Annotated in this window: 14 protein-coding genes; 3 read left to right on the top strand and 11 right to left on the bottom strand. The window is 63.8% G+C overall.

The window, feature by feature from the left end; genetic code table 11:
* Positions 1 to 73 precede the first annotated feature (73 nt).
* From P0D73_RS19285 to upp, 11 genes are all read right to left on the bottom strand, one after another.
* A complete protein-coding gene (locus P0D73_RS19285; protein ID WP_408178002.1) occupies positions 74 to 499 on the bottom strand; it encodes a ribbon-helix-helix domain-containing protein in 426 nt (141 codons plus the stop codon).
* Between the two features lie 232 nt (positions 500 to 731).
* Positions 732 to 1,106: a hypothetical protein gene (locus P0D73_RS19280; protein WP_408432521.1), complete on the bottom strand. Its 375-nt coding sequence runs from the start codon at positions 1,104 to 1,106 to the stop codon at positions 732 to 734.
* Between the two features lie 410 nt (positions 1,107 to 1,516).
* The gene (rng, locus tag P0D73_RS19275; protein ID WP_012432329.1) at positions 1,517 to 2,986 is read right to left on the bottom strand and encodes a ribonuclease G; all 1,470 of its coding nucleotides are present in this window, start codon (positions 2,984 to 2,986) and stop codon (positions 1,517 to 1,519) included.
* Between the two features lie 9 nt (positions 2,987 to 2,995).
* Positions 2,996 to 3,625 carry a Maf family protein gene (locus P0D73_RS19270; RefSeq protein ID WP_132375300.1) on the bottom strand — a complete coding sequence of 210 codons (630 nt, stop codon included), beginning with the start codon at positions 3,623 to 3,625 and terminating at the stop codon, positions 2,996 to 2,998.
* A gap of 212 nt (positions 3,626 to 3,837) precedes the next feature.
* Positions 3,838 to 4,308, bottom strand: a complete 471-nt coding sequence (gene rlmH / locus P0D73_RS19265) for a 23S rRNA (pseudouridine(1915)-N(3))-methyltransferase RlmH (RefSeq protein ID WP_091795971.1) — start codon at positions 4,306 to 4,308, stop codon at positions 3,838 to 3,840.
* Between the two features lie 46 nt (positions 4,309 to 4,354).
* A complete protein-coding gene (rsfS, locus tag P0D73_RS19260; protein ID WP_132375298.1) occupies positions 4,355 to 4,813 on the bottom strand; it encodes a ribosome silencing factor in 459 nt (152 codons plus the stop codon).
* Positions 4,814 to 4,817: 4 nt separating this feature from the next.
* Positions 4,818 to 5,567 (bottom strand): nicotinate-nucleotide adenylyltransferase, encoded by a 750-nt coding sequence (locus tag P0D73_RS19255; protein WP_408432606.1) that lies wholly within the window; start codon positions 5,565 to 5,567, stop codon positions 4,818 to 4,820.
* 16 nt (positions 5,568 to 5,583) lie between these two features.
* Positions 5,584 to 6,507 (bottom strand): oxygen-dependent coproporphyrinogen oxidase, encoded by a 924-nt coding sequence (gene hemF / locus P0D73_RS19250; protein WP_408432519.1) that lies wholly within the window; start codon positions 6,505 to 6,507, stop codon positions 5,584 to 5,586.
* A 262-nt stretch (positions 6,508 to 6,769) separates the two neighbouring features.
* Entirely contained in the window at positions 6,770 to 8,068 is a 1,299-nt protein-coding gene (purD, locus tag P0D73_RS19245) for a phosphoribosylamine--glycine ligase (protein WP_408432517.1), read from the bottom strand.
* Positions 8,069 to 8,304: 236 nt separating this feature from the next.
* Positions 8,305 to 9,033: a YebC/PmpR family DNA-binding transcriptional regulator gene (locus tag P0D73_RS19240; protein ID WP_408178029.1), complete on the bottom strand. Its 729-nt coding sequence runs from the start codon at positions 9,031 to 9,033 to the stop codon at positions 8,305 to 8,307.
* A gap of 464 nt (positions 9,034 to 9,497) precedes the next feature.
* Positions 9,498 to 10,148: a uracil phosphoribosyltransferase gene (gene upp, locus P0D73_RS19235; protein ID WP_011487457.1), complete on the bottom strand. Its 651-nt coding sequence runs from the start codon at positions 10,146 to 10,148 to the stop codon at positions 9,498 to 9,500.
* A 289-nt stretch (positions 10,149 to 10,437) separates the two neighbouring features.
* Between upp and P0D73_RS19230 the strand changes: the two genes are divergently transcribed.
* The 3 genes from P0D73_RS19230 (at position 10,438) to P0D73_RS19220 (ending at position 12,694) form a co-directional block, all read left to right on the top strand.
* Positions 10,438 to 11,217, top strand: coding sequence for an SDR family oxidoreductase (locus P0D73_RS19230; RefSeq protein WP_408432515.1), 780 nt, complete (start codon positions 10,438 to 10,440; stop codon positions 11,215 to 11,217).
* A 63-nt stretch (positions 11,218 to 11,280) separates the two neighbouring features.
* Positions 11,281 to 11,670 carry a methylglyoxal synthase gene (locus P0D73_RS19225; RefSeq protein WP_408432513.1) on the top strand — a complete coding sequence of 130 codons (390 nt, stop codon included), beginning with the start codon at positions 11,281 to 11,283 and terminating at the stop codon, positions 11,668 to 11,670.
* A 49-nt stretch (positions 11,671 to 11,719) separates the two neighbouring features.
* On the top strand, positions 11,720 to 12,694 hold the full coding sequence (locus tag P0D73_RS19220; protein ID WP_408432604.1) for a quinone oxidoreductase family protein: 975 nt from the start codon (positions 11,720 to 11,722) through the stop codon (positions 12,692 to 12,694).
* Positions 12,695 to 12,803: the final 109 nt, after the last annotated feature.

Genomic DNA, 12,803 nt, shown 5'->3' with positions numbered 1-12,803 from the left:
CCTGTGTGGGGCGTGGTTGAGAGTCGACTGATGGGTCGCCCGTTCAGCCACGGTAATGAGTCGAGCGTCGCGCCTAGCTGATGCGGCCGGCGAGCGCCGCCTTGACCGCGGGCGACGCATGAAAGGCACCGAGCACCACCACCGATGCAATCGTGGCCGCCGCGAGTTCGGGCGGCACATCGGCTGCGATGCTGGCGAGGCCGAGCACGTGAATGTCGAGTTGTTCGTGCGCGGCCTGAGCGGCTTCGAGATCCTGTCGCGAGAAGTGCTGCAGGCCGAGCACCATGGCACGCCGGGTCACCGTTTCCGTGACGACCTGGGCGTGCACCGCGAGCTGGTTGCGGATCGCGGTGCGGATCAGGTCGGTGCGGTTCGAGTAAAAGCCTTCTTCGACCAATAGATCGATCTGGCCGAGGTCGATCGGGCCCAGGTTGATGGTGATTTTTTCGGTCTCGCCGCCTTTGGGGCGCGAGGTGTTGATGAGGTTGAGTTTGGGCATTTGCACTCCGGGAGGCATCTCGTTACCATCCAATTAACATCCAGTGGGATGGTTATACGCCTCTCGGTGGGGTTCGGTCAATGAGGAAATTGGGGGTTCGTTCGGGAGTGGGTGTGGGCGCTAGGCTCGGTGGCGAGGCCTATCGCTTCAATGCTGGGTTGGGTTCGGTCACCGGATTACTCCCGGTGAGCTTTGCGGACCCCGCGACGGGATGGCTGGCGCGGGACGTCGGCTAGGGCAGTTTGGCTAGCAGCCGGTCGTATAGCGATGGCGGCAGACGAATCGTTCCAAAGTCGGCACCGCTCTCGTCTCCACCCTCGTAACGCAGTGCATCGCGTTCCCAATAAAGCCTGGCAGCGTCGTTGGTGTAGCTTCTATATGTTCTCTTAGCCAGAAGTTGCTGGCTTGGCTGCTCATAGAGCCGCAAGACAATATGCGATCCAAGGTAGCAGACGCGTGCCGTATAGCGGCCATCGGCCGATTGCGCATCGTCGCAGTCTGTCGGCTTAACGATCGAACGTAGTCTCGCGCCGTCCCAATAGCTCCAAGCCGAAACGAATGCCGCCGCAACGCAGACACCGACAATGGTTCGTTTGACCGAAGTCATTGCAATCAGTTTGGCCCGCTCATTGCGTCCGTCGCTGCTGGTAAGGCTCGGGTGCGGGCGGAATCGATAAGCCCGGCGGAGCTTTGTTCATCGAGATAATCAGATCTGGGACGGGAAGGCACCCGTTCTCAGCATCACACCGGCTCCATAGAATCTTGTTGATTCTGTAATACGGGATTTTTTCGTAATCAGTAGTCGACATGTTTGTTATTGCCGGGCAACTTTCGAGTCCCGATTAGTGGCCGTTCTCTCGTTTCCGTCATATCGGGAAAGCCATCCTAATCGGTAACCGCGTCTCGAAAAACTGCTTTATGTCGTTTCGCCTAGCACAAACCAATGGAACCGCCAGCCGCGCACGATACCTTGGGCGACATCAATAAAAAGCCGACCATTGCGCGACGTCAACCAACCTACATCAGCACAATATCGTACTGCTCCTGACTCAAATTCGACTCCACCTGCAGCGACACCGGCTTCCCAATAAAATCAATCAGCATCGCCAGATGCTGCGACTCTTCCTCGAGAAACAGATCGATCACCTGCTGCGACGCCACCACGCGGAACTCGCGCGGATTGAACTGGCGCGACTCACGCAGAATCTCGCGCAGCACGTCGTAACACACCGTACGCGGCGTCTTGACCTGCCCCTTCCCTTGGCAAACCGGACAAGGCTCACACAACACATGCGCGAGAGATTCACGCGTGCGCTTGCGCGTCATCTCGACAAGCCCGAGCTGCGAGAACCCATTCACCGTCACACGCGTGCGATCGCGCGACAATGCCTTCTTCAATTCGCCCAGCACCTGATCACGATGCTCGACATTCTCCATATCGATGAAGTCGATGATGATCACGCCACCCAGATTGCGCAGACGTAATTGCCGCGCAATGGTGTGCGCGGCTTCGAGGTTGGTCTTGAAGATCGTATCGTCGAAGTTGCGCGCGCCGACATAGCCGCCGGTGTTCACGTCGATGGTCGTCATCGCTTCAGTCTGGTCGATCACGAGATAACCGCCCGACTTCAGATCCACCCGGCGCGACAACGCGCGCTGAATTTCCGCCTCGATGTTGTATAGATCGAAGAGCGGCCGCTCGCCGGTGTAGTGGTGCAGCTTCGACGACACTGCCGGCGTGAACTCGGCCGCGAAATCCGCCAGCATCTGATACGTCTCGCGCGAGTCCACCTGAATGCGCGACGATTCGTCGTTGACGAAATCGCGCAGCACGCGTTGCGCGAGATTCAGATCCTGGTACAGCAGGCTCGTCGGCGGCATGCGCTGCCCTTGAGACAGAATCGTCGCCCACGTCTTGCGCAGATACGCGACGTCGCCGGCCAGCTCTTCGCTGGTCGCATCTTCCGCGATGGTGCGCACGATGTAGCCGCCTTTCTCGTCGGCGGGCAGCACGGCGGTCAGACGCGCACGCACGGCTTCACGTTCGGCTTCGCTCTCGATCTTCTGCGAGATGCCGATATGCGGCTCCTGCGGCAGATACACGAGCGTGCGCCCGGCAATGCTCACTTGCGTGGACAGGCGCGCGCCCTTGGTGCCGATCGGATCCTTCACGACCTGCACCATCAGCGTCTGCCCTTCGAAGACGATTTTCTCGATCGGTTGATGCGGCGTCTGATGCTGCGGTTCGCCGGCAATGCGCGGATGCCAGATGTCGGCGACGTGAAGGAATGCGGCGCGTTCGAGACCGATGTCGATGAAGGCGGATTGCATGCCCGGCAACACGCGTACGACCTTGCCGAGATAGACGTTGCCGACGCGGCCACGCGACAGAGTTCGCTCGACGTGAAGTTCCTGGACGGCGCCTTGTTGGACCAGCGCGACGCGCGTTTCCTGCGGCGTGACATTGATCAGGATTTCTTCATTCATGGTGTTATTTTAGAAGTCGATGCGCGCTGCACGCAGGAGGGCAGCACATTCAAAAAGCGGCAAACCCATGATACCTGAATAGGACCCGTCGATATGCTCGATAAACTCCGCGGCGCGCCCCTGCACACCATACGCGCCCGCCTTGCCGAGCGGCTCGCCGCTCGCCGCATAGCGGCGAATCGCGTCTGCGTGCAGTGCAGCAAAACGCACCTTCGACACGGATAGCGCGGCCGGCAGCAACATACCCTCGGCATCGACCACGGCCACGGCCGTCAGCACTTCGTGGTCGCGGCCGGCGAGGCGCTTGAGCATCGCGACGGCGTCGTCGGCATCGACGGGCTTGCCGAGAATCGCGTCGTCGATCGTGACGGTTGTATCCGCAACCAGAATCGGCCGCGCCGCATGGCCGCCGGCCACGAGGCGCGCGCGTGCCGCATGCGCCTTGGCGACGCATACGCGCTGCACATAGTCGTGCGCGCGCTCGCCGGGCAGCTCGGCTTCGAGCGCTTCCGCGTCTTCATCGGGACGCGGCAGCAGCAGTTCGAAACGCACGCCGAGCTGTTGCAACAGCTCCTGGCGGCGCGGACTCTGCGAAGCGAGGTAGACGAACGGATGCAGCGAAGCGGCGGACGTGGACATGAACAGGTCTCGATGAAGCGGATTGTATGAGGGTTCGGCGAGCGTGCCGGTCGAGCGTCGATCAGCGTGTCGTGAACGCTATCGCCGCGCGCACAAAAACACGTGCGTCGACATGCGATTCACTCAGCGCAGGCGATGCGGCGGAAAGCGCCCGGAAAGCGCGCGCGGCAACACGCGACAAAGCCGCGTGCTACACACGCCGCCTCGTTCGCTCACACGCGATGATAGGGGTGATTTTGCGTGATGGTCCACGCGCGGTAAAGCTGTTCGGCAAGCAGCACGCGGACCATCGCGTGCGGCAAAGTCAGGCTGGAGACGCGCAGCAGCATATCGGCGCGCGCTTTCAGATCGGGATCGAGCCCGTCGGCACCGCCGATCAGGAACGCCACGTCGCGGCCGTCCTGCTGCCAGCCGGGCAGGGCGCCGGCGAGCTGCATGGTGGTCCAGTCCTTGCCGCGTTCGTCGAGCGCGACAATGCGCGCGTTCTTCGGCAACGCGGCTTCGATTTTCAGCCGCTCGGCGGCCATCACGCTTTCCGCCGGCCGTCCCGACGAACGCTGCTCGGGTTTGATTTCGCGCAGTTCGATGCGCAGCTCGGGCGGCATGCGCTTCGCGTATTCGTCGAAGCCTGTGGCGATCCAGTCCGGCATCTTGTGGCCGACGGCGAGGATATGCAGTTTCATGACGAAGAGAATCGCGGACGATTACCGTAAGCCGGCCAAAGCCCGCTTACTTGCGGCGTACGGCCGTCTTGCGCGCGGGCTTCTTCACGGCCGGCGCTGCTTCGTCTTCGTCCTCGTCTTCATCGGGCTCACTCGAGCGCGCGCCACCGAACGGGTCCGGCGTGGACAGCTTGATGCGCACCGGCTTGTCGCCCCAGATTTCTTCGAGGTTGTAGTACTGGCGCAGGGCCGGCTGCAGGATGTGCACGATGGCGTCGCCGCAATCCACCAGCACCCATTCGCCGATGTCCTCGCCCTCTGTGCTGATGATGTCGCCGCCGGCTTCCTTGACGCTCTCGCGCACGCTCGAAGCGAGCGCCTTGGTTTGCCGGTTCGAGGTGCCGCTCGCGACGATCACGCGATCGAACAGCGCGGTCAGGTGGCTGGTGTTGAACACCTTGATGTCTTGCGCCTTGACGTCTTCGAGAGCGTCGACGATCACGCGTTGCAGTTTGCGAATATCCATGAGGTTACCGGTGGTACAGATGATGTTGAAGAATATAGTCCCACACCGCGGTGGGGACATGGCTCGCCGCCTGGTCTTGCTGTTCGCCGCCCGCGAGGGCAAGCCGCCGGTTCACCTGCTCGCGCAGATGCGCGCGAATGTCGGTGGCCGAAACGTTGAACGCAAGCGTCGTATCGATCAGCAAGTGGCCGCAGGGCGTGGCTTGCAGAACGTCGGCGCGGGCACGGCGCGCGTCGATTTCTTGAGCGACCGTCGGCGGAATCGACGCGAGGTCGAAACCGGGCCGGGTGGCCGCGCAGATATGGGCGAACTCGAACAGGCGCCGCCAGTCGCGCCATGTGTCGAGATGCACCAGTTGATCCGCGCCGATCAGGAGCGCAATCGATGCGTCCTCACCTTCGCGTTCACGCCAGCGTTGCAGCGTGTCGAGCGTGTAAGTCGGGCCTTCGTGATCGATTTCGTCAGTCGCGACACGCACGGTCGCGCCCGGCAGCACCAGTTCGCTCGCCGCCGCGCGCGTCATGGCAAGGCGATGCACGGCCGGCGAAACGTCAGATTTTTGCCAGGGCTGGCCGGCCGGCAGCAGCACGAGTTCGGTCAGTTTCAGCACATGCGCGAAACGCCGCGCGAGCGCGAGGTGGCCGTCGTGGATCGGATCGAAAGTGCCGCCGAGCAGTCCGATCCGGCGAGGCAGGGCAACAGGATGAGCGTTCGGCTTCAGGTGAAGATCCTTTGTCGTGACGATTCGAGTGATGCGCGGGCGCGGCCCGTCACAGCCACTCGCGCGGCACGAGAAAATCGCTATAAAGACGCGCTTCCGGCGTGCCCGGCTCGGGCTGCCAGTTGTAGCGCCAGTTCACCACAGGCGGCATCGACATCAGGATCGATTCGGTGCGTCCGCCGCTCTGCAGCCCAAACAGTGTGCCACGGTCGAAGACCAGATTGAACTCGACGTAGCGCCCGCGCCGGTAAGCCTGGAAATCGCGCTCGGCTTGACCGTACGGAATGTTGCGGCGCTTTTCGATGATCGGCAGGTACGCTTTGAGGAACGCGTCGCCGACACTCTTGAGCATCGCGAACGATTGGTCGAAGCCCGGCGCCGAGAAATCGTCGAAGAAAATCCCGCCGATGCCACGCGCTTCGTTGCGGTGCTTGAGGAAGAAATATTCGTCGCACCAGCGCTTGAAACTCGGGTACAGGTCCTCGCCATAAGGCAGCAGCGCGTCGCGGCAGGTGCGATGGAAATGCTGCGCGTCTTCCTCGTAGCCGTAGTACGGCGTGAGGTCCATGCCGCCGCCGAACCAGAACACCGGCTCTTCGTCGGCCTTGGTCGCGATCAGCAGACGCACGTTCATATGCACGGTCGGACAGTGCGGATTGTGCGGGTGCAGCACGAGCGACACGCCCATCGCTTCGAAACCCCGCCCGGCCAGTTGCGGCCGCGCCGCGCTCGCCGAACCCGGCAAGGCGTCGCCCGCGACATCCGAGAAACCGATGCCGGCCCGCTCGAAGAAATTGCCGCCTTCCAGAATCCGCGTGCAGCCGCCGCCGCGCAGCTTCTCGCCGGGGACGCGCTGCCATGCGTCGGTTGCGAACGGCGTGCCGTCGAACGCGCCGAGCGTTTCCGCGATATGCGTTTGCAGGCCTTGCAGCCAGCTGCGCACGGCCTGTGCGTCGTAGCTCGAATCGGTCATGAATGCAGATGCTGAGGGCGGCACGCTCGTCGTGCCGCGGGTTCTTCGTGAAGGGCGGCGGCCGGGCCCGCGTCAGGGTGGAACCTGCGAAGGCGCGGCCATTCAGTTTTTCGCGCCGGGCGGGATACTGCCGCCCTGGTCAGGCCACGTCGGGCCTGCATCGGCCCATATGATGCGGTGGGCGCGGTGACCGCGGTCAAACCGGCCGAAAACCCGCAGTGTAGCGCCGTCGGCGCCGCACGCGGGCGAGTGGGGTCATGGCTTAGTGCTTGCCTTCGGTCTTGGCGTCGTGCTTGCGGTTCAACGCACGGTAGCCGATGTCGCGACGATACTGCATGCCGTCGAACGAGATCTGGTTGATCGTTTCGTACGCGACCGACTGCGCGCTGCGCACCGAATCCGCCAGACCGACCACGCACAGCACGCGGCCGCCCGAGGTGGTCAGCTTGCCGTCCGCCAACGTGGTGCCGGCGTGGAACGTGACCGAATCCGCGGTTTCAGCCGGAATGTCGTTGATGCGGTCGCCCTTGCGCGGCGTGTCCGGATAGTTGTACGCGGCGAGCACGACACCGAGCGCGGTGCGGCGATCCCACTCCAGTTCCACCGTATCGAGCGTGCCGGCGATGGCCTGCTCGACCACCTTCGAATAGTCGCCCTTCAGACGCGCCATGATCGGCTGCGTTTCCGGGTCGCCCATGCGGCAGTTGAATTCGAGCGTTTTCGGGTTGCCTTGCGCGTCGATCATCAGACCAGCGTACAGGAAGCCGGTGTAGCGGATGCCTTCCTTCTCCATGCCGCGCACCGTCGGCAGGATGATTTCGCGCATCACGCGGGCATGCAGTTGCGGCGTGACGATCGGCGCGGGCGAATAGGCGCCCATGCCGCCCGTGTTCGGCCCCTGGTCGCTGTCGAGCAGGCGCTTGTGATCCTGGCTCGACGCGAGCGGCAGCACATGCTTGCCGTCGACCATCACGATGAAGCTCGCTTCCTCGCCGGCGAGGAATTCCTCGATCACGACACGCGCGCCGGCATCGCCGAGCTTGTTGTCGGACAGCATCATGTCGACCGCGGCGTGGGCTTCTTCCAGCGTTTGCGCGACCACCACGCCCTTGCCCGCGGCGAGGCCGTCGGCCTTGATGACGATCGGCGCGCCCTTGGCGTCGAGATACGCGTGCGCGGCGGCGACGTCGGCGAAGGTTTCGTATTCGGCCGTCGGGATCGCGTGGCGCTTCATGAACGCCTTGGCGAAGTCCTTCGAGCTTTCGAGCTGAGCGGCTTCTTTGGTCGGCCCGAAAATCTGCAGACCGCGCGAGCGGAACAGATTGACGATGCCGGCCGCCAGCGGCGCTTCCGGCCCGACCAGCGTGAAGGCGATCTGTTCTCTTTCGACGAAATCGGCGAGCGCAGCCGGCTCGGTGATGTCGACGTTGCGCAGACGCTCGTCCTGGGCGGTGCCGCCGTTGCCAGGAGCCACGTAGACGAGCTGAACCCGCGGCGATTGCGCGAGCTTCCATGCGAGTGCATGTTCGCGACCGCCGGAACCGACGACGAGTAACTTCATGTGAATCCCCGAGACTTAAAAACCATAAACGGCTGACGCAGCACGCTCAGCCGTGGAATAACAACGAGGTTCGCATTGGGCCCGCAGCCGGTGGTGGCGCAGGGCATAGTGCGAACCCGGGTGGAAGCGCAGTGCAAAACCACACGCACGTCCGCTCAGAAACGACGCGAGGGTCAACCGGCAGAGGGTGGCACGGCTCGACACGAGCCCGCGCGCCACGCGCTGCCGGGGCGCGCTCATTCGTCGGCGATCGCGGCGTTTGTATAGACTTCCTGCACGTCGTCCAGATTCTCCAGCGCGTCGAGCAGCTTCTGCATTTTCACCGCGTCGTCGCCGGTGAACTCGACTTCCGTCTGAGGTTTCATCGTCACCTCGGCCAGCTCGGCCTTGAAGCCCGCTGCTTCCAGCGCGGACTTCACCTTCGGGAAATCGTTCGGCGGGCACAGCACTTCGATACTGCCGTCTTCGTTCGTGACGACGTCGTCGGCGCCGGCTTCGAGCGCGGCTTCCATCAGCTTGTCTTCCGGCGTGCCGGGCGCGAACAGGAACTGGCCGACGTGATCGAACATGAACGACACAGAGCCGTCCGTGCCCATGTTGCCGCCGTTCTTCGAGAACGCGTGACGCACTTCCGCCACCGTACGCGTGCGGTTGTCAGTCATGGTGTCCACGATCACCGCCGCGCCGCCGATGCCGTAGCCTTCGTAGCGGATTTCTTCGTAGCTTGCGCCGTCAACACCGCCCACGCCACGCTGGATCGCGCGGTTGACGTTATCTTTCGGCATGTTGGCGTCGTACGCCTTTTCGACGGCGAGCCGCAGGCGCGGGTTCGAGTCGATGTCGCCGCCGCCCATGCGAGCCGCGACCTGGATTTCCTTGATGAGCCGCGTCCAGACCTTGCCGCGCTTGGCGTCGGCCGCTGCTTTCTTATGCTTGATGTTGGCCCATTTCGAATGACCCGCCATACCTTTCTCCATCGCGCGCGCCAGTGGGGCGCACGCATTGTGCAATTGTCGTTGCGATGCCGGGCGCTTGCGCGTGTTTGCGTGTTTTGCGCCTCGATGTCAAACCGTCCGCTGCCTGACTGTCCGGCTCAACCGTTCGTGGCTACCGCCTGTGACTAGCCCTCCGCAACCAGGCGTTTCAAGCCTGATCACGCCCAGCCGGGCCCGGCTAGCGGGCCCGCGGGTTGGCAGCGCGATTGGGACGGGGCGGTGCGGCTGGCACGCGGCAAAGGCCGCGCCGGCCTGCCAGGCCCCGCGAAAGGCGCGGTGCGCCAGGCGGTGGTGCGAGTTGAGCCGCTCTTTGAGCGGATTCGAATTTTATCACGCCGCAGGGGTGCGGCAGAGGGCGAGATAGTGGCAAACGCTGCGAAAAGTGCGCAACAGCGGCGTCTGATGCTCGCCGTCACGCAGTTTTCAGGCCGCTTTCAATTTTTCGTGCCGAACAGGCGGTCGCCGGCGTCGCCGAGACCCGGCACGATGTACGCGTGCTCGTTCAGATGCGAATCGAGCGAGGCGACATACAGCTTGACGTCCGGATGGGCGTCCTGAAACACCTGCACGCCTTCGGGCGCGGCGACCAGCGCCAGGAACAGGATGTTCTCGCCGGCCACGTTGCGGCGCTTGAGCACGTCGACCGCGTGCACGGCGGAGTAGCCGGTCGCGACCATCGGATCGCACAGAATGAACACGCGATCTTCGAGGTCGGGCAGGCGCACCAGATATTCGACCGGCCGATGGTCCTCGGCGCGATACACGCCGATGTGGCCCACCCGCGCCGACGGCACCAGCTCCAGCAGGCCGTCCGACATGCCGATGCCGGCCCGCAGCACCGGCACGATCGCCAGCTTCTTGCCGGCGATCACCGGCGCGTCGATCTCGACGAGCGGCGTGGTCAGGCGGCGCGTGGTCATGGGCAGATTGCGGGTGATTTCGTAGCCCATCAGCAACGTGATTTCGCGCAGCAGTTCGCGGAACGTGCGAGTCGAGGTATCCCGGTCGCGCATATGCGACAGCTTGTGCTGGATCAGCGGGTGATCGAGGATGAAGAGATTGGGAAAACGGCTGTCCTGGGTCATGGCGGGTGCGCACGGGGCGGCAAGAGGGATCGGTTCGGCGCGCCGCACGGCCGGTGAACCGGCTGGCTGGCGGACGCGCCACGGCGCAAGTTTACCGAAAGAGTGCCGCCCGAAGATACCGGAGATTGCAGCGGCCCGGCGCAGTCCGGCACCGATTCTTCTAGAATCGGGGAAACTTTGCCGCGAGAGGGCATTCAGAGCTGCCGCTTCGCGCCAGACGTCCGGACGGAGAGAACGTGCGGCGGCCCGGCGTTTTCTCACGAGGCACACTTTCACGAGGAGAACACTGATGGACATGGGAATCGCAGGACGCACCGCGCTGGTCTGCGCGGCCAGCAAGGGTTTGGGGCGCGGCTGCGCGGAAGCGCTTGCCGCCGAAGGCGTCAACCTGACGATCGTCGCGCGTACCGCCGAGACGCTGGAGGCGACCGCGGCGGAGATTCGCAGGCAAAGCGGTGTGGAAGTGAAGACGGTGGCCTGCGACATCACCACGCCGGAAGGCCGCGCCGCGGCGCTCGCCGCCTGTCCGCGGCCGGACATTCTGGTCAACAACGCAGGCGGTCCGCCGCCGGGCGATTTCCGCAACTTCACGCATGACGACTGGATCCGCGCGCTCGAAAGCAACATGCTCACGCCGATCGAGCTGATTCGCGCGACCATCGACTCGATGAGCGCGAACGGTTATGGGCGCATCGTCAACATCACGAGTTCGGCAGTGAAGGCGCCGATCGACGTGCTCGCGTTGTCCAACGGCGCGCGCTCGGGGCTGACCGGCTTTGTCGCGGGACTCGCGCGCAAGGTCGCGTCCACCGGCGTGACTATCAACAACATGCTGCCGGGGCTGTTCGACACCGACCGCATCGGCGTCACCTTCGAGGCGCAAGCCAAGGCGGGAAACATATCCGTCGACGAAGCGCGCAAGCAGCGCACGAAGACGATTCCCGCCGGCCGCTTCGGCACGCGCGAGGAATTCGGCGCCGCCTGCGCCTTCCTGTGCAGCGTGCATGCCGGCTACATCACCGGGCAGAACTTGCTGATCGACGGCGGCGCCTATCCTGGCACGTTCTGAACGGCCCGCATTCAAGCATCGCTACAACAACGACAATCACAACGGTTCCAGGAGTCTTACGTCATGACCACCCGTATCGCGCTGATCGCGCACGATCATAAAAAGGACGACATCGTCAAACTGGCCGGCGAATACGTCGACACGCTGCGGCGTTGCGACATCGTGGCGACCGGCACGACCGGCGGGCGCATCGCCGACGCGTACGGCCTCGCGGTCGAACGCATGTTGTCCGGCCCGCATGGCGGCGACCTGCAGATCGGCGCGCAACTCGCGGAAGGTCGCGTGGACATGGTGATCTTTCTGCGCGACCCGATGACGCCGCAGCCGCACGAGCCGGACATCAACGCGCTAGTCCGCGCGTGCGACGTGCACAACATACCGTGCGCGACCAACATTTCGACGGCGCGCATGGTGCTCGACTCGCTGACCTTGCGCCTCACGCAACAGATTTGAGCTCACACTCTCGACCCGATCAAGCGACACCCAACCTCAAGGAGACATGATGGTCAAAGCAATCCGATTCGATAAAACCGGCGGCCCCGAAGTGATGAAGTGGGTCGACGTCGAAGTCGGTGAGCCGGGCGCGGGCGAGATCCGCGTCAGGCAGACGGCGGTCGGGCTGAACTATATCGACGTGTACTTCCGCAAGGGTCTGTATCCGTTGCCGTTGCCGGGCGGTCTCGGCATGGAGGCGGCAGGCGAAGTGACGGCGCTCGGCTCGGGCGTGACCGGTCTCAAGGTGGGCGATCGCATCGCCTATGTGGGGCGCCCGCCCGGCGCGTACGCGCAGGAGCGCGTGCTGCCGGCCGCGCAGGTCGTGAAGGTGCCCGACGCCCTGAGCGACGAACAGGCCGCCTCGGTGATGCTGCAAGGCCTGACCGCGCAATATCTGCTGCGCCGCACGTATCCCGTGAAAGCCGGCGACACGATCCTGATTCAGGCCGCGGCGGGCGGCGTGGGTCTGCTGGTGTGCCAGTGGGCGAAGGCGCTCGGCGTGACGGTGATCGGCACGGTCGGCTCGGATGAAAAAGCGGAGATCGCCAAGGCGCACGGCTGCGATTACGCGATCGTCTACACGCGCGAGAACTTCACCAAGCGCGTGCGTGAGATTACCAACGGCGCGGGCGTGCCGGTGGTGTACGACTCGATCGGTAAAGACACGTTTACGGCCTCGCTCGATTGCCTCGCGCCGCTCGGCATGTTCGTGAGCTTCGGCAATGCGTCGGGGCCGTTGCCGCCGATCGATTCGTCGGAATTCGCCGGACGCGGTTCGCTGTTCTTCACGCGCCCGACCCTCTTCACTTATATAGCCAAACGCATCGACTACGAGGCGATGTCCACCGAACTGTTCGACGTGCTGGTGTCGGGCAAGGTCAAGACGAGCATCAATCAGCGTTATGCGCTGGCGGATGTCGGCCGCGCGCACGCGGATCTCGAAGGGCGCCGCACGACGGGCTCGACGGTGCTGCTGCCGTAACACCCATGACATGAGCGCGACGGCATCCGCCGTATAAAAACCGCGCTCATTCGAGCTCACGCCACGGCCGGAGCCGAACCGGCGCGGCATGCCGCAAAACCACGCCCAG

This window comes from Paraburkholderia sp. RL18-101-BIB-B, assembly GCF_046026985.1.
GTDB lineage: Bacteria > Pseudomonadota > Gammaproteobacteria > Burkholderiales > Burkholderiaceae > Paraburkholderia.
Note: the sequence above shows the minus strand (reverse complement) of the source record. Positions and strands in the feature narration are given on the sequence as shown.

Coding starts and splice junctions, on each gene's coding strand:
- P0D73_RS19285 (WP_408178002.1), bottom strand. CDS start 499: ATGCCCAAACTCAACCTCATCAACACCTCGCGCCCCAAAGGCGGCGAG.
- P0D73_RS19280 (WP_408432521.1), bottom strand. CDS start 1,106: ATGACTTCGGTCAAACGAACCATTGTCGGTGTCTGCGTTGCGGCGGCA.
- rng (WP_012432329.1), bottom strand. CDS start 2,986: ATGAATGAAGAAATCCTGATCAATGTCACGCCGCAGGAAACGCGCGTC.
- P0D73_RS19270 (WP_132375300.1), bottom strand. CDS start 3,625: ATGTCCACGTCCGCCGCTTCGCTGCATCCGTTCGTCTACCTCGCTTCG.
- rlmH (WP_091795971.1), bottom strand. CDS start 4,308: ATGAAACTGCATATCCTCGCCGTCGGCCACAAGATGCCGGACTGGATC.
- rsfS (WP_132375298.1), bottom strand. CDS start 4,813: ATGGATATTCGCAAACTGCAACGCGTGATCGTCGACGCTCTCGAAGAC.
- hemF (WP_408432519.1), bottom strand. CDS start 6,507: ATGACCGATTCGAGCTACGACGCACAGGCCGTGCGCAGCTGGCTGCAA.
- purD (WP_408432517.1), bottom strand. CDS start 8,068: ATGAAGTTACTCGTCGTCGGTTCCGGCGGTCGCGAACATGCACTCGCA.
- P0D73_RS19240 (WP_408178029.1), bottom strand. CDS start 9,033: ATGGCGGGTCATTCGAAATGGGCCAACATCAAGCATAAGAAAGCAGCG.
- upp (WP_011487457.1), bottom strand. CDS start 10,148: ATGACCCAGGACAGCCGTTTTCCCAATCTCTTCATCCTCGATCACCCG.
- P0D73_RS19230 (WP_408432515.1), top strand. CDS start 10,438: ATGGACATGGGAATCGCAGGACGCACCGCGCTGGTCTGCGCGGCCAGC.
- P0D73_RS19225 (WP_408432513.1), top strand. CDS start 11,281: ATGACCACCCGTATCGCGCTGATCGCGCACGATCATAAAAAGGACGAC.
- P0D73_RS19220 (WP_408432604.1), top strand. CDS start 11,720: ATGGTCAAAGCAATCCGATTCGATAAAACCGGCGGCCCCGAAGTGATG.